A 21665-nucleotide genomic window follows, 5' to 3' on the forward strand; every position below is an offset into this window, starting at 1 on the left:
TGGTGGACGCATCTTCGATCCGTGACATTTTCGTCATAGGCGGCGGCATCAATGGCTGCGGCATTGCCCGTGATGCCGCCGGCCGCGGGTTTTCGGTATTTCTTGCCGAGATGGACGATCTCGCCAGCGGAACCTCCTCAGGCTCGACCAAGCTGATCCATGGTGGCCTGCGTTATCTCGAATTCTACGAATTCCGCCTAGTGCGTGAAGCGCTGATGGAACGCGAGGTGCTGTGGAAGAACGCGCCGCACATCATCTGGCCGATGCGCTTCGTGCTGCCCTATGCCAAGGGCCTGCGTCCGGCCTGGCTGATCAGGCTCGGCCTTTTCCTTTACGATCATATTGGCGGGCGCAAATTGCTGCCGGCGACCAGGACCCTGGACATGACCACAGACCCTGCCGGCAAGCCATTGAAACCATTGTTCAAGAAGGCCTTCGAATATTCCGATGGCTGGGTAAACGATGCGCGGCTGGTGACGCTGAACGCGCGTGACGCCGCCGACCGGGGCGCCACCATCCGCACCCGCACCAAGGTGGTCGGGGCGCGCCGCGAAGGCGGGCTGTGGACGATCAGGATCGAAAATCTGCGGACCGGCGAGACCGAAGAGGTCAAGGCGCGGCTGCTGGTCAATGCCGCCGGCCCCTGGGTCGATCATGTGCTTTCCGGCGTCGTCGGCCTCAACGATGTGCACAATGTTCGCCTCGTGCAGGGCAGTCACATCGTCATCGCGAAGAAATTCGACGATCCGCGCGCCTATTTCTTCCAGAACAAGGATGGCCGCATCATCTTCGCCATTCCTTATGAGGACGAGTTCACGCTGATCGGCACCACCGACCAGGACTATCCCGGCGATCCGCACGACGTGAAGATCAGCGACACCGAGATCGACTATCTCTGCGCCGCGGCAAGCGAGTATTTCGCCCAACCCGTCAAGCGTTCGGATATCGTCTGGACCTATTCGGCCGTGCGTCCGCTCTATGACGATGGCGCTTCGAAGGCGCAGGAGGCCACCCGCGACTATGTGCTGAAGGCCGATGGCGGCGAGGGCACAGCCCCGATCGTCAACACGTTCGGCGGCAAGATCACCACCTATCGCCGGCTGTCGGAATCGATGCTGGAGAAGATCGAAGGCTTTCTCGGCAGGCGCGGCAAGCCGTGGACGGCAAATGCGCCGCTGCCGGGCGGCGATTTCGCGGCGACCGGTTTTGATGCGCAAGTGGCGAGGCTGAAGAGCGCCTATCCCTTTCTCGACCAGCGTTTGGCGCGCCGGCTCACGCGGCTCTACGGCACGCGCGCGCAGATGCTGCTTGGCCTTGCCAAATCGAATGCCGACCTCGGCCGCAATTTCGGCGCCGACCTTTACGAGGCCGAGGTCCGCTACCTCGTCGAGAACGAATGGGCCGTCACATCGCAAGATGTGCTGTGGCGCCGGACCAAGCGCGGCCTGCATTTCAGCCGCGAGCAGACGGCGGCGTTGGATGAATTCATGCGCGGCATAAGTCGCCGCCACGTCGCGGCCGCGGAATGAAGGGCTGCTGATGCACAAGGCCTGGGAGGAGGCATCATGCTGGAACTGAGGAACGTCACCAAGACGGTCGGCGCGGTGGAGCATATCCGCGACGTGTCGCTGACGCTCCAGCATGGCTCGCTGAACGTGCTGCTCGGGCCGACGCTGTCCGGCAAGACCAGCCTGATGCGGCTGATGGCCGGCCTCGACGCGCCGACTTCCGGCTCGGTCTGGTTCGACGGCAAGGACGTCACCGGACAGCCTGTTCAGAAGCGCAAGATTGCCATGGTCTACCAGCAGTTCATCAACTATCCCGCGATGAGCGTCTACGAAAACATCGCTTCGCCACTGCGGGTAGCGGGCGTCGAGAAGGCCAAGATCGACAGTCAGGTGCGTGAAGCCGCTGCCCTGCTCAAGCTGACGCCCTATTTGGACCGCACGCCGCTCAGCCTGTCCGGTGGCCAGCAGCAGCGCACCGCGCTGGCGCGCGCCATCGTCAAGAACGCAAGCCTGGTGCTGCTAGACGAGCCGCTCGCCAATCTCGACTACAAGCTGCGCGAGGAATTGCGCGCAGAACTGCCGAGGATATTCGCCGCCGCCGGCACCATCTTCGTCTATGCCACGACCGAACCGCACGAGGCGCTGCTGCTCGGTGGCAACACGGCGACGCTGTCGCAAGGCCGCATCACCCAGTTCGGCCCGACCATCGAGGTGTTCCGCAAACCGGTCGACCTGGTGACGGCAAGGACCTTCGCCGATCCGCCGCTCAACACGATCGTGCTGGCCAAGAACGGGCCCGATTTCCTGCTGGAGGGCGGCGTCAAGCTGCCGGTGCCGCCGGAACTTGTCGGCATTGCCGACGGCAATTACACGATCGGCTTCCAGCCGCACCATCTGTCGCTCGAGCGGCCGAATGCGAGTGCCGTGCCGGTGCGGGCAAAGGTCACCATCACCGAGATCACCGGCTCGGAAAGCTTCATCCATCTTGATTTTGCCGACGCGCGCTGGGTGATGCTGACCCATGGCATCCGCGATTTCGAGACCGACGACGTGGTCGAAGTGTTCATCGACCCGCGTCACATCCTGGTTTTCGACCAACATGGCGTCGCCGTGGCCGCGGCAAAGCTGGCGGCCTGAGGAGAAAACGATGGCGCGCATCGACGTCAACCATGTCAGGCACTCATATCTGCCGAACCCGCGCACCGATGCGGATTTCGCACTGCGGGAGGTGCACCACACTTTCGAGGACGGTGGCGCCTATGCGCTGCTAGGCCCATCCGGCTGCGGCAAGACCACGCTGCTCAACATCATTTCGGGCCTGCTCCACCCATCGCACGGCCAATTGCTGTTCAACGGCAGGGACGTCACCCGGTTGTCGACGCAGGAGCGCAACATCGCCCAGGTGTTCCAGTTCCCGGTCATCTACGACACGATGACCGTCTACGACAACCTGGCCTTCCCGCTGCGCAACCGCGGCGTTCCGGAGGCCGACGTCGACCGCAAGGTGCGCGAGACGCTCGACATGATCGACCTGGCAGACTGGGCCAGGAAGAAGGCGAGGGGCCTGACCGCCGACCAGAAGCAGAAGATCTCGCTCGGCCGCGGACTGGTGCGCTCGGATGTCAATGCGATCCTGTTCGACGAACCGCTGACCGTCATCGACCCGCACATGAAGTGGGTGCTGCGCTCGCAGTTGAAGCAGCTTCATCGCCGCTTCGGCTACACCATGGTCTATGTCACGCACGACCAGACAGAGGCGCTGACCTTCGCCGACCAGGTGGTGGTCATGTATGATGGCGGCATCGTGCAGATCGGCACGCCGGCCGAGCTGTTCGAGCGGCCGCGCCACACCTTCGTCGGCTACTTCATCGGCTCGCCCGGCATGAACGTCATGCCGGTAGCGATCGATGGCAAGACAGCGACGCTTGGCTCCCAGCGCATCCAATTGCCAGGCGCGCCGAAGGCCGGAAGCGGCGTCGTCGAACTCGGCATCCGTCCCGAATATGTCAGGCTCGGCCGCGATGGCATGGCCGTCCACGTCAGCAAGGTCGAGGATGTGGGCCGCCACAAGGTCGTGCGCGCCAGTCTGGAAGGCCGCGAGATCGCCGCCGTCATCGGCGAGGACGAAACCGTTCCCGCCGATCCAAAAGTGCGGTTCGATCCAGCCGGGATCAACATCTACGCCGATTCCTGGCGTGTCGAGATGGGGGCGTAAATGGAAAAGCCCTGGAACAACAAGGCCTGGTTCCTCGTGCTGCCGATGCTCGTGCTGGTGGCGTTCTCGGCCGTCATCCCCCTGATGACCGTCGTCAACTACTCGGTACAGGACACGTTCGGCAACAACGTCTTCTTCTGGGCGGGGACCGAATGGTTCGAGGAGTTGCTGCATTCCGATCGCTTCTGGGAAGCCATGGTGCGCAACCTGATCTTCTCCTTCATCATCCTGGCGATCCAAGTGCCGCTTGGCATTTTCATTGCCCTCAACATGCCCAAAAAGGGCTGGGGCGTGCCGGTCTGCCTGGTGCTGATGGCGCTGCCGCTCTTGATCCCGTGGAATGTCGTCGGCACCATCTGGCAGGTGTTCGGCCGCAACGATATCGGCCTGCTCGGCTATTACGTCAACGCGCTCGGCATCGACTTCAATTACGTGCAGGATCCGTTCGACGCCTGGGTTACCGTCATCATCATGGACGTCTGGCATTGGACCAGCCTCGTCGTGCTGCTCTGCTATGCCGGCCTGGTCTCGATCCCCGATGCCTTCTACCAGGCGGCCAAGATCGATGGCGCCTCGCGCTGGGCGGTGTTCCGCTACATCCAATTGCCGAAGATGCAGCGCGTGCTCCTGATTGCCGTGCTGCTGCGTTTCATGGACAGTTTCATGATCTACACGGAGCCCTTCGTCGTCACCGGCGGCGGTCCGGGCAATTCGACGACCTTCCTGTCGATCGACCTCGTCAAGACCGCGCTCGGACAGTTCGACCTCGGTCCGGCGGCGGCGATGTCGCTGGTCTACTTCCTGATCATCCTGTTGTTGTCGTGGGTGTTCTACACCGTGATGACCAACTACGATGCGGAGCGCTGATATGGCCGGCGCCAACGAACGCACCGAGCGCAACCTGGTGAACGGGACCGCCGCTTCGGAAAGACTCGCCAGTTCGCTGTCGCAAAGCGAACTGGACAGGCGCATGCGCCGCCGTGGCGAGGAATCGCGCTGGTGGTGGATCGTGCCGACGCTCTACATCATCGTCCTGCTGCTGCCGATCTACTGGCTCATCAATATGAGCTTCAAGACCAATGCGGAGATCGTCAATTCGCTGACGCTCTATCCGCATGCGCCGACGCTGCGCAACTACACCATCATCTTCACCGATGCGTCGTGGTATTCGGGCTACATCAATTCGATCACCTATGTGGTGATGAACATGGTGATCTCGGTCGCCGTGGCGCTGCCGGCGGCCTATGCCTTTTCGCGCTACCGGTTCCTCGGTGACAAGCATCTGTTTTTCTGGCTTTTGACCAACCGCATGGCACCGCCGGCGGTATTCGCGCTGCCGTTCTTCCAGCTTTATTCGGCATTTGGCCTCATCGACACGCATATCGCGGTGGCGCTGGCGCACTGCCTGTTCAACGTGCCGCTGGCGGTGTGGATCCTTGAGGGCTTCATGTCCGGGGTGCCGAAGGAGATCGACGAAACGGCCTACATAGACGGCTATTCGTTTCCGCGTTTTTTCGTGAAGATATTCATGCCGCTGATCGCCAGCGGCATCGGCGTAGCCTGCTTCTTCTGCTTCATGTTCTCATGGGTGGAACTGCTCATCGCCCGAACGCTGACCACCACCGATGCCAAGCCGATCGCCGCTACCATGACCCGCACTGTGTCGGCGTCGGGAATGGACTGGGGCCTGCTCGCTGCAGCCGGCGTGCTGACGCTGATCCCCGGGGCGCTCGTCATCTGGTTCGTCCGCAACTACATCGCCAAGGGCTTCGCCCTGGGGAGGGTGTGACCATGAACCTCGACTTCTCGTGGATGGCGTGGACCTGGCCGACGGCCGCCTTCTTCGCCGTCATAGCGCTGCTGCTGGTTGGCATGGGTGTCTGGGAATATGCCTCGCCGGGCGGCAATCCGCGCATCGGCGTGCTGCGTTTCAAGACGACGCGCGGCGACCGTCTCTTCGTTTCGCTGCTTGGCAGCGCCTTCATCCATCTCGCTTGGCTGGGTCTTGTCGGACCCAGTCTGTGGTGGGCTCTCGCTCTCTCCGTGGTCTACGCCATCGGCGTCTTCCGCTACGTATAGAGGGGGAACTGTTGGAGCGGCCGCCTTGCTGGCGACCGCTCCAGATCGCACTTGAAATCTTTTCAAAACGTGGAGGAAACACAATGCGACGGCAATTTTTAACATCGACCACCGCCCTTGTCCTGCTGCTCGGCGTGGGCAACGCCTACGCCGGCATGGACGAGGCAAAAGCTTTCCTGGACAAGGAGATAGGCGATCTGTCGACGCTTTCGCGCGCCGATCAGGAAAAGGAAATGCAGTGGTTCATCGATGCGGCCAAGCCGTTCGCCGGCATGGACATCAAGGTCGTGTCGGAAACCATCGCCACCCACCAGTATGAATCGCAGGTGCTGGCGCCGGCCTTCACCGCCATCACTGGCATCAAGGTCACGCATGACGTCATCCAGGAAGGTGACGTCGTCGAGAAGATCCAGACCCAGATGCAGACCGGCCAGAACCTTTATGACGGCTGGGTCAACGATTCCGACCTTATCGGCACGCACTGGCGCTACCAGCAGGTGCGCAACCTGACCGACTGGATGGAGGGCGACGGCAAGGACGTCACCAATCCGAATCTCGACCTGAAGGATTTCATCGGTACCTCCTTCACGACCGCGCCAGACAAGAAGCTCTATCAGCTTCCCGACCAGCAGTTCGCCAACCTCTACTGGTTCCGCTACGACTGGTTCAACGACGAGAAGAACAAGGCCGACTTCAAGGCCAAGTACGGCTACGATCTCGGCGTTCCCGTCAACTGGTCTGCCTATGAGGACATTGCCGAGTTCTTCACCGGCCGCGACGTCGACGGCAAGAAGGTCTACGGCCATATGGACTACGGCAAGAAGGACCCGTCGCTCGGCTGGCGCTTCACCGATGCCTGGCTGTCCATGGCCGGCAATGGCGACAAGGGCATTCCTAACGGTCTGCCGGTCGACGAATGGGGCATCAAGGTCGACCAGAACTCGCGTCCGGTCGGCTCTTGCGTGGCCCGTGGCGGCGATACCAACGGTCCAGCCGCCGTCTATTCCATCCAGAAGTATCTCGACTGGCTGAAGGCCTACGCACCGCAGGAAGCGCAGGGCATGACCTTCTCGGAGTCCGGCCCGGTTCCCGCGCAGGGCAACATCGCCCAGCAGATATTCTGGTACACGGCCTTCACCGCCGACATGGTCAAGCCCGGCCTACCCGTCATGAACGACGATGGCACGCCGAAATGGCGCATGGCTCCGTCGCCGCACGGCGTCTACTGGAAGGACGGCATGAAGCTCGGCTACCAGGATGTCGGTTCGTGGACGCTGATGAAGTCGACCCCGACCGACCGTGCCAAGGCCGCCTGGCTCTACGCCCAGTTCGTCACCTCGAAGACGGTGGACGTGAAGAAGAGCCATGTCGGCCTCACCTTCATCCGCGACTCCACCATTCACGACAAGAGCTTTACGGAGCGCGCGCCGAAGCTCGGCGGCCTGATCGAGTTCTATCGCTCGCCGGCCCGCGTGCAATGGTCGCCGACCGGCACCAACGTGCCGGACTATCCGAAGCTGGCACAGCTGTGGTGGCAGGCGATCGGCGATGCCTCGTCGGGCGCAAAGAGCGCCCAGGAGGCGATGGATTCGCTTTGCGCCGAGCAGGAGAAGGTCATGGGCCGCATCGAGAGGTCCGGCGTCCAGGGCGATATCGGGCCGAAGCTCGCCCAGGAACATGATCTCGCCTACTGGAACGCCGACGCGGTCAAGGCCGGCAATCTCGCTCCTCAGCTCAAGATCGAAAACGAGAAGGAGAAGCCGCAGACCATCAACTATGACGAACTGGTCAAGAGCTGGCAGAAGTAGGACTGTCCTATGCGGGCGCTCGCGCCCGTGTGAAATTCAGGGAGGCGGCACGTTGCCGTCTCCCTTCTTTGTATCATGACGGAGGAAGTGCGAATGAATGGCTTTGTCCTGGCAATCGACCAAGGCACGACATCGAGCCGGTCGATTTTGTTCGACCGCGACATGAAAGTCGTCGGCAGCAGCCAGCAAGAATTCACCCAGCACTATCCTGCTTCCGGCTGGGTCGAACATGATCCGGAAGATATCTGGGACAGCGTCGTGGCGACCGTGAAGGGCGCATTGAAGAATGCCGGGCGGGAGGCATCGGACATTGCCGCGCTCGGCATCACCAACCAGCGCGAGACCGTCGTCATCTGGGACAGGGCCACCGGCAAGCCGATCCACAACGCGATCGTCTGGCAGGACCGGCGCACCGCGCCGCTATGCCGGAAGCTGAAGAAGCAGGGATTGGAAAAGACCTTCACCAGGAAGACCGGCCTGCTGCTCGATCCGTATTTCTCCGGCACGAAGATAGCCTGGATGCTGGACAAGGTGAAAGGCGCCAGGAGACGCGCCGAGAAAGGCGAATTGCTGGCCGGCACCATCGACAGTTTCCTGATCTGGCGTCTGACCGGCGGCAAGGTGCATGCCACCGACGCCACAAACGCCTCCCGCACGCTGGTCTACAACATCGAGAAGAATGCCTGGGACGACGAGCTGCTGGCCATCCTGAACGTTCCGGCAAGGATGCTCCCCGAGGTGAAGGACTGCGCCGATGATTTTGGAATCACCCAGAAAAATCTCTTTGGTGCCGAGATTAGGATCCTCGGTGTTGCGGGCGACCAGCATGCAGCGACCATCGGCCAGGCCTGTTTCGAGCCCGGCATGATGAAATCGACCTACGGCACCGGCTGTTTCGCGCTGCTCAACACCGGCGCCGATCTGGTGCGCTCGAAGAACCGGCTGTTGACCACGATTGCCTATCGGCTGAACGGCAAGACCACCTATGCGCTGGAAGGATCGATCTTCATCGCCGGCGCCGCCGTACAGTGGTTGCGCGATGGCATCAAGGTGATCGGCAAGGCCGAACAGAGCGGCAAGCTGGCGGCCGAGGCCGATCCGACCCAGGATGTGTATCTGGTGCCGGCCTTTGTCGGGCTCGGCGCGCCCCACTGGGATGCCGAGGCGCGGGGTGCGATCTTCGGCCTGACCCGCAATTCGGGACCGCCGGAGTTTGCCCGCGCCGCGCTCGAATCCGTCGCCTACCAGACGCGCGATCTGCTCGATGCCATGCGCAAGGATTGGAAGGGTACGGCGGCCAAGACGGTGCTTCGGGTCGATGGCGGCATGGTGGCATCCGACTGGACCATGCAACGGCTGGCCGACATTCTCGACGCTCCGGTCGACCGTCCGACCATTCTGGAGACAACCGCGCTCGGTGCCGCCTGGCTCGCCGGCTCGAAGGCGGGCGTGTGGCCGAAGGCGCGGGAATTCGCCAAGACATGGGCGCTCGACCGGCGCTTCAGACCGGACATGGAACCAGCGGTACGCTCGGCCAAGCTGGCGGGGTGGCGCGATGCTGTTCGCAGGACGCTGAGTGTGCCATAGCAAGGAGCGCAGTGAAAGGCTCGGGCGAGGGGATAACGGGCGTGAAACATCCAGACTGGTATCCAGCGTGGCGCGACGAGGCATTCGACGAGCTGAAGGCCAAGAATACACGCCTGCGCGATTTCCGCCTCGGTAGCTGGTCCCGCTATGACTATGATTTGACGGCGGGCACGCTTCTTTTTTCGGAGGAAGGCGTCGTCAAGGTCGTCGCTGAAATCCAGGTTGCAGGCACCACGAGTGTCGGAGCCAATAATTGGCTCTGGGCCTGGGCAAATTCAAACTTGCCGGGGGAGGTCCTTGACGATGCGAAGCGGGTTCGATCCTTCGGGGAGGAGAACGGCATCGATGATCTGGCTCAGGCTTACGTGACCAATACCGACAACCTCGAGGCGCTCGGCTGGGGACTGGCCGGCGCCACGGTCAGGATTTGCAATGCACTGGGAGCCTACCGTTCCCCGAGCGTCCAAGGGGGTCTGTATTTGATCTTGAAGACCATCAAGTGGGCCAACTGATCACAAACTGTCTGTCGTCTTTCGACCAACCACAGAAAGCCCGCGCCATTTCCGGCACGGGCTTTGACTTTCTATCCTTTGACGAACACTGTCGCCCATCAGTAGGGTGAAATGCACTGCTGGCGCGGGCCGTTATACGGCTGGAACGTGTTGTCGGATGCGCGGTACGAACGGTAACGGTCATAGCACCACTGCACGTGCGAATTGCCTTCGTAGACGCGGTTCCGGTTGTTGGCGATCGCGCCGGTTATCAGCGCGCCAGTGGCGAAAGCAGCAAGCGGGAACCAGAAATCGCCGTGACGGCGATAGCCCGGCCGGTATTCACGGTAGCCGCGATGGCCGTTCCAGTAGGCTCCGCGGTTGTCGCGGTAGAAGTTGCGGTTGCCGCGAAACTCGCCGCGGAAGTTACGGCGCCGCTCCCACGGCCTGTACTGAACGGTTTGGACATCGGACGAGACAGATGCAGGCTGCGGCACATAGGCCGGTGAGGCTTCGACCGGCATGGCGGCCGCGACTGCGAACGAAGCTGACAGTGTGGTCGCCAGCAAACCCGACAGGACTTTGTTCATGATCTTCTCCTTGAAAGGTTGACGTCCCTTGTGGCGGAGGAACGGGTACGCTCGCGAATTGTTCCTGGAAAAGGCAAGTTGCTGATTTGTAATGTTTCTCCGGTTTGGGATCGATGGAGGCCACAGGGTCTTTCGCCTGCCTGGCGAAGGTTCGGCATGTCTTTGCCGAAACGGCCAGCCGGGAGAGCGGGCACGGCGGGTACGCATGGCTTGGTGGCCCGTTTTTTCCGGTTGACCGGTCGAGGCACTCTCCCTATGTTCCGCGCAATTTCGAGGGCGCCGTTTCCAGCCCACGGGAGCGCGTAGCTCAGCCGGTAGAGCAACTGACTTTTAATCAGTAGGTCATGGGTTCGAATCCCATCGCGCTCACCACTCAGTCCCGCGACAAATGCACATTCAGGACAGCGGCCTTTTTGGCGATCAGTCCTTCCAGGTCCGCGTCCGATCGGCTGGTGCCGGTGCGTTCGCGCAGCAGTGAGATCATCGCCCTCATCGATGGCGGGGCGGTTTTTTGCTGAACCAGGATCGCGTCCACCGCACCGGCAACGTCGGGGCCTTCCGCTGGTGCTCTCATGGCCGGGTCCTTTCTGTCCAGCTCCGCCTCGCTACCGCCGACCGACCCTCTGACGCCGCGGTCGAAGACGACGGCCAATCCGTTCTTGACAGCGAGGGCGGCGACCATGTCGTCGAGTTCGTGATCCGAAAAGGAGGGATCGGAAGGCGTGGGTTTCAGGATTCTGTGAATGACCCTGGCGGCCTGGTCCGTCGAAACATAGCCGAAGCGCTGTTTTTTTCTGGCTTCGACATATTGTTCGATGATCATGTCCAGCCGCCGGGCCGCAATGTCCTTCGGTTGCTGCATCGGAACCTCCTCGGGGTGGTCGTCGCGCACGGAACCAGCACCTAAAGAAATAGGGCCGCCCGGGAGAACATCAAACACGAGAGTGACGCATCTGCCGATGGCGGAGGAACGATCGCGCCGCTGATGCATTTTTGCCTGTGACCAGCTTATTGAGGGAACGCAGGCCAATGAAGATCGCCCATATCGCGCCGCTGTATGAATCCGTGCCGCCAAGGCTCTATGGAGGCACCGAACGCATCATCTCCTATCTCACCGAAGCTCTGGTCGGGCTCGGCCACGATGTAACGTTGTTTGCCAGCGGCGATACCAGGACCTCCGCCCGGCTGGTCGCGTGCCGGGAACGGGCGCTGCGCCTCGATCCGCGGCCGTTGAAGTCGGAGATCGCGGCGCATTTGTCGATGCTTGAGGAAGTCAGGAGACAGGCCGACGATTTCGACATTCTTCACTTCCATCTCAGCCACTTCATGCATTTCCCGTTTTTCCGCCATATGCCGGAGCGAACGGTGACGACGCCGCATGGCAGGCTGGACTATGTGGATATGGCGCAGGCCTATGAGCGGTTCCCGCGTTTTCCGATGATTTCCATTTCACGCAGCCAGAGGACGAGGCTCACGTCCGCCAACTGGTTGGCGACCATCCATCATGGGCTGCCGCTCGATCTCTATAGGCCGGATTTTGAAGCCGGCTCCGACGGCACATATCTGGCGTTCCTTGGCAGGATGTCGCGCGACAAGCGGCCGGACCGGGCGATCGAGATTGCCAGGCGCACGGGCCTGAGGCTCAAGCTCGCGGCCAAGGTGGGCGAGGGCGACCGGGCCTATTTCGAGGAGGTCGTCCAGCCGCTGATCGATGGCGATCGCGTCGAATATGTCGGCGAGATCAGCGAGGACCAGAAGAGCAGGTTTCTCGGCAACGCCGCTGCCTTGCTGTTTCCCATCGACTGGCCCGAGCCTTTTGGTCTGGCGGTAATCGAGGCGATGGCCTGCGGAACCCCTGTCATGGCTTGGAGCTGCGGCGCCATGCCCGAGATCATCGATCACGGTGTGACCGGCTTCGTCGTCGAAACCATCGAGGATGCCGTCGCTACCATGCCGGCCCTGCTCCAGCTCGACAGGCGCCGGATAAGGGCCGTTTTCGAAGGACGGTTCTCAGCCGACCGTATGGCGCGCGACTATGTCGCGACCTATTCACAGGCAATCGACACTCAACAAATCCGGGCTTCCTAGTACAGTGCCCCGTTCAGAAACAAGCACGGGACAGTCTTCTTGACCATCACCCAACTTGACGAGCGCAAGCTCGATCCCGCAATAGCCCTGGCCTCCCTGGACGAAACCGCGCCGAGGGAACCGCACCGGCTCTTCGCACTCAAGCATGGCGACTGCTTCGCCGTCGCCGATTCCTATGGCGACATACGCGGTGTGGGCGACGGCTTCTTCCGCGACGACACGCGCGTGCTTTCCGAATTCCGCCTGGCGGTCGGCGGGCGTTCGACATCGCTGCTGGGCGCATCGCTGAGCCAGGACAATGTCCTGTTCACCTCCAACCTGACCAATCTGCCTATAGAGAGCGCCGGCGGCCGTCCCATCCCGCAAGGAGCGATCCACATCGAGCGTGTCAGGCTGCTGTGGGAGGACCGGCTGTATGAGCGCCTGACCCTTTCCAACTACAGCCAGGAACATTCGACCGTCCTGCTTTCGCTGCGCTTCGCCGCCGATTTCCGCGACATGTTCGAAGTTCGTGGCTCGACGCGCGCCAAACGAGGCACCGCCCATACGGCCGAGATGGACCAGAACTCGGTTCTGCTTCGGTATGAAGGCCTGGACAAGGTAGTGCGTACGTCGACGATATCGTTTTCGCAGAAACCCGACGAGTTGACCTCCGACCGGGCGGATTTCTACATTGCCGTCACCAAGCGTAGCCGCAAGACGCTGTATGTGGAGGTCGGCAGCGAGATAGCGGATGTGCCCGACCGCGACCGGTTTCGCGCCGCAGCGGCCCGCGCGCGTTTCGGCATGCGCGCCAAGCGCCGCCATGGTGCGACGCTGCACAGTTCGGGCAGGGTGTTCAACGACTGGATGGAGCGCGCCCGTGCCGACGTGGCGCTGCTCACCACCGAACTCGCGACCGGCCCCTATCCCTATGCCGGCATTCCGTGGTTCTCGACGGCCTTCGGCAGGGACGGCGTGATCTCGGCATTGCAGATGCTCTGGCTCAATCCCGGCCTGGCGCGCGGCGTGCTTGCCTTTCTTGCGCAGCATCAGGCGACCGAAACCTCGCCTTTCAGCGACTCTCAGCCCGGCAAGATCATGCATGAAACGCGCAAGGGCGAAATGACGGCACTGAGCGAGTTGCCGTTCGGCCGCTACTATGGCGGCGTCGACACCACCCCGCTCTATGTTCATCTCGCCTGCGCTTACGCGGACCGCACCGGCGACATGACCTTTATCGACGGCCTGTGGCAATCGCTATGTGCGGCCGCCGAATGGATCGAAGCGGCAAGCGGCCCGACCGGATTCGTCACCTACCGGCGTGCGGCGGAATCGGGCCTCGCCAACCAGGGATGGAAGGACAGTTTCGATTCCGTCTTTCATGCGGATGGTCGCATCCCGACGGGGCCGATCGCACTGGTCGAGGTGCAGGGCTATGTTTTCGCAGCGTTCCAGGGCCTGGCAAAACTGGCCCACCGGCGCGGCGAAACCGAAAGAGCCGAGGGTTGGGAAAGAAAGGCCGAAGAGATCCGCCAGCGGGTTGAGAGCCATTTCTGGATCGAAGAGCTGGGCTATTACGCGCTGGCGCTCGACGGCGACGGCCAGCCTTGCGAGGTGCGCACATCCAATGCCGGGCATCTGCTCTATGTCGGCCTTCCGAATCCGGATCGGGCGCGGATCGTCGCCGATCAGCTGCTGTCGGCTTCTTTCCACACCGGCTGGGGACTGAGAACGCTGGCCGACGACGCGATATTCTTCAATCCCATGTCGTATCACAACGGCTCCATCTGGCCGCACGACACCGCGATATGCGCGGCCGGTCTGGGGCGATACGGCATCCGCGAAGACGTGGTGCGGCTGATGAGCGGAACGTTCGAATCCGCCGTCCATTTCAACATGCGCCTTCCCGAACTCTTCTGCGGCTTCACCCGCGCACCGGGCGAGGCGCCGATCGCGTATCCGGTCGCTTGCCTGCCGCAGGCCTGGTCGGCAGGTTCCGCCTTCATGCTGATGCAGGCCTGTCTAGGCCTCCATATCGACGGCTGGGCCGGCGAAATCCATGTCACAAGGCCACGCCTGCCAATCGGCATCGACAGCCTGGTGATCCGCCATCTCGCGGTGGCGGGCACGGCAGTCGACCTGACGTTCCAGCGGGTAGGGGATCGTGTGGGCGCCTTCCTGGCCGACCGCCATGAAGGATTGGCGCCTTTGATTGTGCGGAGCTGAAAACCGGAACCATACCCGGCCACGTGCGTTGCACAATCACCCCGCGAGAGGCGCGATTCAGGCCGGAGCAATTCACATCAATGGCAGACAACGGTTTCGACTTCCTCCACTCCGCCTCCGCTCTATGGTTCGTCATTCTTGCCAGCCTCTGCGTTTCCCTAGTTGCCTTGGTGATTTCCGCGCTGCGATCCCACCGGACCCCGCTAGGGCCGGCCAATGTCGAGCCTCCACAGGCTCGCGTCGTATTGCGGGAGTTCGAAAAGAATGGCCATTCCGCCGACGCGGCGCTCGTCAACTGGTCGCCCTCTACACTGCGCGAAATCCTGGCGAAGGAACTGCCGGATGCGCAAGTGATCGTCGTCTCCAACCGCGAGCCCTACATTCACAATCTCAGGGATGACAATGTCGACCTGGTTGTGCCGGCGAGTGGACTTGTCTCGGCGCTGGAGCCGATCACCCGTGCCTGCGCGGGAACCTGGATAGCCTATGGCGGCGGCTCGGCGGATCATCTCGTCGTCGACCAGAACGACCGCATAGAGGTTCCACCGGAGAACCCGTCCTATACGTTGCGACGTGTCTGGCTGACCGACGAGGAACAGCAAGGCTATTATCTGGGTTTTGCCAATGAGGGTCTCTGGCCCCTGTGCCACATAGCCTTTACCCGGCCCGTCTTCCGCACGTCCGACTGGGAAACATACGAAGCCGTCAATCGCAAATTCGCCGATACCGTGGTTGCCGAAGCCCGCAACGAGCGCCCGATCGTGCTTGTCCAGGACTATCATTTCGCGCTGCTGCCGCGAATGATCCGGGAACGCCTGCCCGATGCGATCGTCATCACCTTCTGGCACATTCCGTGGCCAAATTCGGAAGTCTTCAGCATCTGCCCCTGGCGGGAAAAGATACTGGACGGCCTGCTGGGGAGCTCGATCATCGGCTTTCATACGCAATTCCACTGCAACAACTTCATCGAGAGCGTCGACCGCTTCCTGGAAAGCAGGATCGAGCGCGAGGATTCGGCCATCTCCTATGGCGGCCAGACCAGCCTGGTCCACGCCTATCCGATCTCGATAGAGTGGCCGCCGGCTCAACTCGGGAAATTGCCTGCCATCGCGCAGTGCCGCGCGCGAATTCGCGAAAAATTCGGGCTGGCGGACAATGTCAGCCTCTGTGTCGGTGTCGAGCGCCTCGATTACACCAAGGGCATTCTCGACCGGTTCCACGCCTTGGACGAACTGTTCAAGCAGCATCCGGAGTGGATCGGCGAGGTGGCGTTCCTGCAGATCGCGGCGCCAAGCCGCGGAACCCTGCCGGCCTACCAGCAACTGTACGAGGAATGCCTGCGCTGCGCGGCGGAGCTGAACGAGCGTTATGGCCGGGACGGCTACACGCCGGTCTTGATGGTGGCTGAACACCATTCCCAGGAGCAGGTCTACGAAATCTACCGAGCCGCCGACGTCTGCATGGTGACCAGCCTCCACGACGGAATGAACCTGGTCGCCAAGGAATTTGTCGCCGCGCGCGACGACGAACAGGGCGTGTTGATGCTCAGCATGTTTGCCGGCGCTTCCAAGGAGCTTCTCGAGGCGCTGATCGTCAATCCTTACGACGCGACGATGATGGCCGAGGCGTTGCTGCAGGCATTGACCATGGTGCCCGCCGAGCAGCGCCAGCGCATGCAGCGCATGCGCGAGATCGTCCGCGACAACAATGTCTATCGCTGGGCGGGCAGCATGCTTCTAGATGCCGCCCGCTTGCGCAAGCGAATCGCGATCGATCCCGCCGGGCCGGGCTCCGTTGCCGCGGCTAATGTGATATCGTTGCTTGATCGCAAACGGGTCGCGGCGCTGTGATGTCGGGATCGGCAAATCTGTCCGTGCCGACCGTCCCGCAAGGCCGATGGGCACTCTTCCTGGACATTGACGGTACGCTTCTCGAACATGCCGCGCATCCGGATGCAGTGGTCGTCGGCGATGCGTTGCGAAGCATGCTGACAAGGCTGGACGAGCGTCTGGCTGGCGCTCTGGCTTTCATTACAGGAAGATCCGTTTCCGCCGTCGACCGGCTCTTCCAGCCGTTGCGCCTGCCGGCCGCGGGTCTATACGGCCTGGAGCACCGGCTTGTCCGTGACGGGCCTGTCAAGGCGGCCGACGAGCCCGCCGACATTGCCGCGCTTGCCGAGGAAATCGAGGCGGAACTGGACAATGTGGATGTCTATATCGAGCGCAAGGGCCCGATCCTGGCCATCCATACGCGTGCGGCGCCGCAGTTGCTGCAACGGGCGACGCAACTGGTCGAACAGGCCCTGGAGCGGCTTCCGCGGGGATATCGGGTTCTTGCCGGCAATGCCGGGGTGGAACTGATGCCGCTCGAAGCGGCCAAGGGAGCGGCAATCAGGCGTTTCTGCGAGTTGCCGGCTTTCCGGGGGCGGGTTCCCGTATTCCTCGGAGACGACACGTCGGATGAGAACGGCTTCGAGGCCGTCAATGAAATGGATGGCATTTCGGTCCGCATCAAACCGCAAGGGAAAACCGTGGCGCGCCACGCGCTGGCCGATGTCGGCGAGACCCTGGCCTGGCTCGAATCCCTATGCCACGACCAATCCGGCACGGGCCGGTTTGAAGAGGTGGTCCAGCTCTCTGCCAGGCAGAGCTGAGGCCGCGCAGGGGAATCTTGCATGTTGAAGAACGGGTTCAGGGAGTTGATCGATGGTCCAGTTCACCAGCCTCATTCACGAGATCATGCCCGCGTGGCTCCGACGGCGTTCGCGCCGGCGCATGCAGGACACCGAGACAACTTTCGATCCGTCGCGTCCTGAAGACGCCGATGCCGTCTGGCGAAAGGCTGTCGAGAGGGACCTGTTCGGCGCAAACACGCCCGACTACACCGAGACCGAACAGAAGAAGCGCGATCACCACTGACGGAGGCTATCAGCCTTCCGCGAAGACCAGCGAGACATTGCCGCCGGCATGCCGTTCGAGCCGGCCGGCGAGATCGAGCTCCAAGAGCACCATGAATACCTGGGCCGGATGCAGGCCGGTGTGGCGGATGATCTCGTCGATCGCCACCGGAGACGGGCCGAGCGCTTCAGTCACCCTGGCGCGGTCGTTTTCGCTGGGTGGCGGCCTGGCCGAGAAATCGGGGGGATCTTCAAAGGGCGGCAGTTCGGGGGCCCGCAAACCGGTCAGCGGCGCGATTGCCCTGTGAATGTCGGCGGCTTCGGTGACTAAGGTAGCACCGTCCTTGAGCAGGCCATTGGTGCCGGCGGCGCGCGGGTCAAGCGGCGAGCCGGGTACGGCGAACACCAGCCGGCCCATTTCGCCTGCAAGCCTGGCGCTGATCAGGGACCCGGAACGCTGCGCCGCCTCGACCACCACCAGACCGACCGCCGCACCCGCGACAAGGCGGTTGCGGCGCGGAAAATCTTGGGCACGCGGCTGCCAGCCGAACGGCATCTCCGAAATGATGGCGCCACCGCGCTCGACGATCTCGTCGCACAGGCCGGCATTCTCAGGCGGGTAGGGCAGATCGAGGCCTCCGGCCAGCACGCCGATCGTGCCGGTCGAGAGGCTGCCCTGATGCGCTGAAGTGTCGATGCCGCGCGCGAGGCCGGAGATGATGGCGTAACCGTCGCGGCCAAGGTCGCTCGCCAGCATGCGCGCCATCTTGATGCCGGCGAGCGAGGCGTTGCGGGCGCCGACGATAGCCACCGCAGGCAGCCGGAACACGGCGCCTTCGCCTTTCACCGCCAGCAGCGGCGGAGGATGGTCCATGTTTTTCAACAGGGCGGGATAGTCCGGCTCGCCGATGCCGACAAAGCGGGCGCCTGCCCGCCTTGCGGCCTCCAGTTCCGCTTCGGCCTCGGCGATCGAGGGAATGCGGGCGATCCTGCTGGCGCCGCCCGAAATCATCAGTTCCGGCAGCATTTCCAGCGCGACCTCGGCCGAACCGAACCGGTTGATAAGGTCGCGAAAGGAGGCGGGACCTACATTCTGGGTGCGGATCAGCCGAAGCCAGCTCAACCGCTGCCGGTCGTTGAGGCGCGGTCCGGCGACCGGCTTGCTCACTCCTTCGCCCCGATTTTGCCCTCGGTGCCGGCAAGCAGGCGTGAAATGTTGGTCCGGTGCTTGATGAAGACGATCAGGCTCATCACCACGAACAATGCGGCAATCTGCGGTGTGCTCAGGAAATAGAGGGCGATCGGCACGGCGACCGCGGCCGTCAGCGCTGCAAGGGAGGAGTAGCGGAACAGGAACGCCATGGCCAGCCAGACGACGGCGAAGATCAGCGCCACCTGCCAGGCAAGGCCGATCAGCACGCCGAGATAGGTGGCGACGCCCTTGCCTCCCTTGAATCCGAGCCAGAGCGGGAAGAGATGGCCGAGGAAGGCGCCAAGGCCGGCCCAAGCGCCGAGTTCGGGCGCGAAATGGCCCGCGATCAGCACGGCGATCGTGCCCTTCAGCGCGTCGAGCAGCAGTGTGGCCGCGGCAAGGCCCTTGTTGCCGGTGCGTAGCACATTTGTGGCGCCGATATTGCCGGAGCCGATCTGGCGCACGTCGCCAAGCCCTGCCGCACGGGTCAGCAGAAGCCCGAACGGAATCGAGCCCAAGAAATAGCCGAGCACCAGCGCCGGGATCAGGTTGTAAGTCATTGTTCCCCCCGCATTTCCCCCTGACGGGCTGGATTCGGCGCGATGCGCGGCCGCCAGCTCAGACCGAGAATACTTTGCGGCCCGCCACCAGCGTTTGCAAGACCTTGCCCTGCAGACGCGCGCCCTCGAAACAGGTGTTTTTCGAGCGCGAGCGAATGCCGCTTTCGCTGACGATCCAGGGTTCATCCAGATCGACAAGCGCAAGGTCCGCGAGAGCGCCTGGCTTGAGCGTGCCGCCAGGCAGGCCGAACAGCCGTGCCGGCGCCGTGGACAAGGTCTCGATCAGCCGCGGCAGCGACACGTCGCCATTGTGGTAGAGCCGCAAGGCGGCGCCCAGCAACGTTTCAAGCCCAATGGCGCCGGCGGCCGCGTCGGCGAAGGGCAGGCGCTTGGTGTCGACGTCCTGCGGATCGTGCGAGGAGACGATGATGTCGATCGTGCCATCCCTGATCGCTTCGATCATCGCCAGGCGGTCTTCCTCGGCGCGCAGCGGCGGGGTCAACCGGAAGAAGGTGCGATATTCGCCGACGTCGTTTTCATTGAGTGACAGATTGTGGATCGACACGCCCGATGTGACGGTCGCGCCGTCGGTTTTCGCGCGCGCCACCGATGCCGCCGCCATCGCCGTCGATATCTTTGCCGCGTGGTAGGCGCCGCGCGTCAGGCGCGCCAGGGCAAGGTCGCGCTCCAGCGGGATGGTTTCGGCTTCACGCGGAATGCCGGAAAGCCCCAGCCAGCTGGCGTAGAGTCCCTCGTTCATCACGCCCGACGACGCGAGGTCGGCATCCTGGGTTTCGTGCACGATGGTTGCGCCGAAATCGCGGGCATAGGTCAGCGCCCGGCGCATCACCAGCGCGCTGGATATGGTGTGGCGGCCGTCGGTGAAGGCGGCGGCGCCGGCCTCTTGCAGCAGGCCGAATTCGGTCATCTCGCGGCCATCGAGGCCCTTGGTGATGGCGGCGGCCGGGAAAATATTCACGATTGCCGTGTCCTTGGCGGTGCGCAGCACGAATTCGACCAAGGCCACATTGTCGATGACCGGATCGGTATCGGGCATCATGACGATCGAGGTGACGCCGCCGGCAGCCGCGGCGACACTTGCCGACGCGATCGTTTCGCGATGCTCGCCGCCCGGTTCGCCGATGAAGACGCGGCCGTCGATCAGGCCTGGAATCACCGCCTTGCCGGCGCAGTCGACGACGGTGGCGCCCTCGGGCGCGCCCTGGTTCAGCGCAGCCTTGCCCGCGGCGGCTATCTTCTTCCCGTCGACGATGACCGTCCCGGTCTCGTCTACGCCGCGCGAGGGGTCGATGATGCGGGCGCGCTCGAAGACCGTGATGCTCATGCGCCGCGGCCCTCGTGGTTGCGGCGCGGATCGAGCAGGGCTTCCATCACCGCCATGCGCACGGCGACACCCATCTCGACCTGTTCCTGGATGACGCTCTGCGGGCCGTCGGCGATTTCCGAAGCGATCTCGACGCCACGGTTCATCGGGCCCGGATGCATCACCAGCGCATCGTCTTTCGCGGCCTTCAGCTTCTCGGCGTCGAGGCCGAAATAGCGGAAATATTCGCGCACCGAAGGCACGAAGGCCCCTTCCATCCGCTCGCGCTGCAGGCGCAGCATCATCACCACGTCGGCATCTTTCAGGCCCTCGGCCATTGAGCCGGTGACGATCACGCCCATCCTGTCGATTCCCGAGGGAAGCAATGTCGAGGGCGCGACGACGCGCACCTGCGCGCCGAGCGCGTTGAGCAGCATGATGTTGGAGCGGGCGACACGCGAATGCAGGATGTCGCCGCAGATCGCCACGATCAGTTTCGACAGGGGACCCTTGGCGCGGCGGATGGTCAGCGCGTCGAGCAGTGCCTGCGTCGGGTGCTCATGCGCGCCGTCCCCGGCATTGACCACGGAGCAGCCGACCTTCTGGGCCAGAAGGGCGGCCGCACCCGCCGACTGGTGGCGGATGATCAATATGTCGGGCCGCATGGCGTTCAGCGTCATGGCCGTGTCGATGAGCGTCTCGCCCTTCTTCACCGAGGAACTCGCCACCGACATGTTCATGACGTCGGCGCCGAGACGCTTTCCGGCCAGCTCGAACGACGACTGCGTCCGCGTGGAAGCCTCGTAGAACAGGTTGATCTGGGTGCGGCCGCGCAGCGTCGAGGTTTTCTTCTCGGATTGCCGCGAGATCGCGACAGCCCGGTTCGCCCTGTCGAGCAGAAGCTCGATGTCGGCGGGGGAAAGGTCGCGGATGCCCAGAAGATGGCGGTGAGGATAGAGTGGCAGGGACGAAGCGTCGGTCATCTCAAGGGGCTGCTATAGGGTGGACGTTCCATGGCTGCAAGCGCCAGCTTTGGATTGCGGCTGTTCTCCCCGGTATTTTCGTCGTGCGCCTTGGGCTATATCTAGCCGATGGCTCCGGATTCGTAGCCGCCTGGCA

20 protein-coding genes and 1 tRNA gene are annotated in these 21665 nt (G+C 62.8%); 15 read left to right on the forward strand and 6 right to left on the reverse strand.

Annotation, left to right across the window (positions count from 1 at the left end):
• Positions 1–2 precede the first annotated feature (2 nt).
• The 9 genes from glpD (at position 3) to LB532_RS22215 (ending at position 9709) form a co-directional block, all read left to right on the forward strand.
• On the forward strand, positions 3–1529 hold the full coding sequence (gene glpD, locus LB532_RS22175; protein ID WP_140638229.1) for a glycerol-3-phosphate dehydrogenase: 1527 nt from the start codon (positions 3–5) through the stop codon (positions 1527–1529).
• Positions 1530–1565: 36 nt separating this feature from the next.
• On the forward strand, positions 1566–2645 hold the full coding sequence (locus LB532_RS22180) for an ABC transporter ATP-binding protein (RefSeq protein WP_140638228.1): 1080 nt from the start codon (positions 1566–1568) through the stop codon (positions 2643–2645).
• Between the two features lie 10 nt (positions 2646–2655).
• Positions 2656–3723, forward strand: coding sequence for an ABC transporter ATP-binding protein (locus LB532_RS22185; RefSeq protein WP_140498794.1), 1068 nt, complete (start codon positions 2656–2658; stop codon positions 3721–3723).
• Positions 3724–4590 carry a carbohydrate ABC transporter permease gene (locus tag LB532_RS22190; protein ID WP_140638227.1) on the forward strand — a complete coding sequence of 289 codons (867 nt, stop codon included), beginning with the start codon at positions 3724–3726 and terminating at the stop codon, positions 4588–4590.
• 1 nt (position 4591) lies between these two features.
• Positions 4592–5512, forward strand: a complete 921-nt coding sequence (locus tag LB532_RS22195; protein WP_140498790.1) for a carbohydrate ABC transporter permease — start codon at positions 4592–4594, stop codon at positions 5510–5512.
• Positions 5513–5514: 2 nt separating this feature from the next.
• On the forward strand, positions 5515–5802 hold the full coding sequence (locus tag LB532_RS22200; protein ID WP_140638226.1) for a DUF2160 domain-containing protein: 288 nt from the start codon (positions 5515–5517) through the stop codon (positions 5800–5802).
• 83 nt (positions 5803–5885) lie between these two features.
• Positions 5886–7610 carry an ABC transporter substrate-binding protein gene (locus LB532_RS22205; RefSeq protein ID WP_140638225.1) on the forward strand — a complete coding sequence of 575 codons (1725 nt, stop codon included), beginning with the start codon at positions 5886–5888 and terminating at the stop codon, positions 7608–7610.
• A gap of 93 nt (positions 7611–7703) precedes the next feature.
• Positions 7704–9197 (forward strand): glycerol kinase GlpK, encoded by a 1494-nt coding sequence (glpK, locus tag LB532_RS22210; protein WP_140638224.1) that lies wholly within the window; start codon positions 7704–7706, stop codon positions 9195–9197.
• A gap of 41 nt (positions 9198–9238) precedes the next feature.
• Complete coding sequence (locus LB532_RS22215; RefSeq protein ID WP_140638223.1) at positions 9239–9709, forward strand: DUF6882 domain-containing protein; 471 nt, start codon at positions 9239–9241, stop codon at positions 9707–9709.
• A gap of 98 nt (positions 9710–9807) precedes the next feature.
• Here LB532_RS22215 and LB532_RS22220 read toward each other — a convergent pair whose 3' ends face one another.
• The gene (locus tag LB532_RS22220) at positions 9808–10278 is read right to left on the reverse strand and encodes a BA14K family protein (protein ID WP_140638222.1); all 471 of its coding nucleotides are present in this window, start codon (positions 10276–10278) and stop codon (positions 9808–9810) included.
• 296 nt (positions 10279–10574) lie between these two features.
• Between LB532_RS22220 and LB532_RS22225 the strand changes: the two genes are divergently transcribed.
• Positions 10575–10650: transfer RNA gene (locus LB532_RS22225), tRNA-Lys, on the forward strand.
• Position 10651: 1 nt separating this feature from the next.
• Here the strand turns inward: LB532_RS22225 and LB532_RS22230 are convergent.
• Complete coding sequence (locus LB532_RS22230; protein WP_224557193.1) at positions 10652–11269, reverse strand: hypothetical protein; 618 nt, start codon at positions 11267–11269, stop codon at positions 10652–10654.
• A 38-nt stretch (positions 11270–11307) separates the two neighbouring features.
• Here LB532_RS22230 and LB532_RS22235 point away from each other — a divergent pair, with 38 nt between their 5' ends.
• From LB532_RS22235 to LB532_RS22255, 5 genes are all read left to right on the forward strand, one after another.
• Positions 11308–12366, forward strand: a complete 1059-nt coding sequence (locus tag LB532_RS22235) for a glycosyltransferase family 4 protein (RefSeq protein WP_140638221.1) — start codon at positions 11308–11310, stop codon at positions 12364–12366.
• Between the two features lie 45 nt (positions 12367–12411).
• Positions 12412–14574: an amylo-alpha-1,6-glucosidase gene (locus tag LB532_RS22240; RefSeq protein ID WP_140638324.1), complete on the forward strand. Its 2163-nt coding sequence runs from the start codon at positions 12412–12414 to the stop codon at positions 14572–14574.
• An 80-nt stretch (positions 14575–14654) separates the two neighbouring features.
• Positions 14655–16424 (forward strand): trehalose-6-phosphate synthase, encoded by a 1770-nt coding sequence (locus LB532_RS22245; protein ID WP_140638220.1) that lies wholly within the window; start codon positions 14655–14657, stop codon positions 16422–16424.
• Positions 16424–17227, forward strand: a complete 804-nt coding sequence (gene otsB, locus LB532_RS22250; protein ID WP_140638219.1) for a trehalose-phosphatase — start codon at positions 16424–16426, stop codon at positions 17225–17227. Before LB532_RS22245 ends, otsB begins: the two co-directional genes overlap by 1 nt.
• Positions 17228–17279: 52 nt before the next feature.
• Positions 17280–17492, forward strand: a complete 213-nt coding sequence (locus LB532_RS22255; protein ID WP_140638218.1) for a hypothetical protein — start codon at positions 17280–17282, stop codon at positions 17490–17492.
• Between the two features lie 9 nt (positions 17493–17501).
• On the opposite strand, the gene dprA is transcribed toward LB532_RS22255, so the two are convergent.
• From dprA to LB532_RS22275, 4 genes are read right to left on the reverse strand one after another with little or no spacing between them, the layout of a single operon-like run.
• On the reverse strand, positions 17502–18638 hold the full coding sequence (dprA, locus tag LB532_RS22260) for a DNA-processing protein DprA (RefSeq protein ID WP_140638217.1): 1137 nt from the start codon (positions 18636–18638) through the stop codon (positions 17502–17504).
• Positions 18635–19222 (reverse strand): glycerol-3-phosphate 1-O-acyltransferase PlsY, encoded by a 588-nt coding sequence (gene plsY / locus LB532_RS22265; protein ID WP_140638216.1) that lies wholly within the window; start codon positions 19220–19222, stop codon positions 18635–18637. The genes dprA and plsY overlap by 4 nt, the downstream gene beginning before the upstream one ends.
• A 58-nt stretch (positions 19223–19280) precedes the next feature.
• A complete protein-coding gene (locus tag LB532_RS22270) occupies positions 19281–20567 on the reverse strand; it encodes a dihydroorotase (protein ID WP_140638215.1) in 1287 nt (428 codons plus the stop codon).
• On the reverse strand, positions 20564–21529 hold the full coding sequence (locus LB532_RS22275) for an aspartate carbamoyltransferase catalytic subunit (RefSeq protein WP_140638214.1): 966 nt from the start codon (positions 21527–21529) through the stop codon (positions 20564–20566). The genes LB532_RS22270 and LB532_RS22275 overlap by 4 nt, the downstream gene beginning before the upstream one ends.
• Between the last annotated feature and the right edge of the window lie 136 nt (positions 21530–21665).

The organism is Mesorhizobium sp. ESP-6-2 (genome assembly GCF_020164675.1).
Taxonomy (GTDB): Bacteria; Pseudomonadota; Alphaproteobacteria; order Rhizobiales; family Rhizobiaceae; genus Mesorhizobium.

Excerpts from the sequence above, each read along its gene's own strand:
- plsY (WP_140638216.1), bottom strand. The coding sequence starts at position 19,222 with ATGACTTACAACCTGATCCCGGCGCTGGTGCTCGGCTATTTCTTGGGC.
- LB532_RS22185 (WP_140498794.1), top strand. The coding sequence starts at position 2,656 with ATGGCGCGCATCGACGTCAACCATGTCAGGCACTCATATCTGCCGAAC.
- LB532_RS22205 (WP_140638225.1), top strand. The coding sequence starts at position 5,886 with ATGCGACGGCAATTTTTAACATCGACCACCGCCCTTGTCCTGCTGCTC.
- LB532_RS22270 (WP_140638215.1), bottom strand. The coding sequence starts at position 20,567 with ATGAGCATCACGGTCTTCGAGCGCGCCCGCATCATCGACCCCTCGCGC.
- LB532_RS22195 (WP_140498790.1), top strand. The coding sequence starts at position 4,592 with ATGGCCGGCGCCAACGAACGCACCGAGCGCAACCTGGTGAACGGGACC.
- LB532_RS22235 (WP_140638221.1), top strand. The coding sequence starts at position 11,308 with ATGAAGATCGCCCATATCGCGCCGCTGTATGAATCCGTGCCGCCAAGG.
- LB532_RS22255 (WP_140638218.1), top strand. The coding sequence starts at position 17,280 with ATGGTCCAGTTCACCAGCCTCATTCACGAGATCATGCCCGCGTGGCTC.
- LB532_RS22200 (WP_140638226.1), top strand. The coding sequence starts at position 5,515 with ATGAACCTCGACTTCTCGTGGATGGCGTGGACCTGGCCGACGGCCGCC.
- otsB (WP_140638219.1), top strand. The coding sequence starts at position 16,424 with ATGTCGGGATCGGCAAATCTGTCCGTGCCGACCGTCCCGCAAGGCCGA.
- LB532_RS22230 (WP_224557193.1), bottom strand. The coding sequence starts at position 11,269 with ATGCATCAGCGGCGCGATCGTTCCTCCGCCATCGGCAGATGCGTCACT.
- LB532_RS22220 (WP_140638222.1), bottom strand. The coding sequence starts at position 10,278 with ATGAACAAAGTCCTGTCGGGTTTGCTGGCGACCACACTGTCAGCTTCG.
- LB532_RS22245 (WP_140638220.1), top strand. The coding sequence starts at position 14,655 with ATGGCAGACAACGGTTTCGACTTCCTCCACTCCGCCTCCGCTCTATGG.
- glpK (WP_140638224.1), top strand. The coding sequence starts at position 7,704 with ATGAATGGCTTTGTCCTGGCAATCGACCAAGGCACGACATCGAGCCGG.
- LB532_RS22275 (WP_140638214.1), bottom strand. The coding sequence starts at position 21,529 with ATGACCGACGCTTCGTCCCTGCCACTCTATCCTCACCGCCATCTTCTG.
- LB532_RS22190 (WP_140638227.1), top strand. The coding sequence starts at position 3,724 with ATGGAAAAGCCCTGGAACAACAAGGCCTGGTTCCTCGTGCTGCCGATG.
- LB532_RS22180 (WP_140638228.1), top strand. The coding sequence starts at position 1,566 with ATGCTGGAACTGAGGAACGTCACCAAGACGGTCGGCGCGGTGGAGCAT.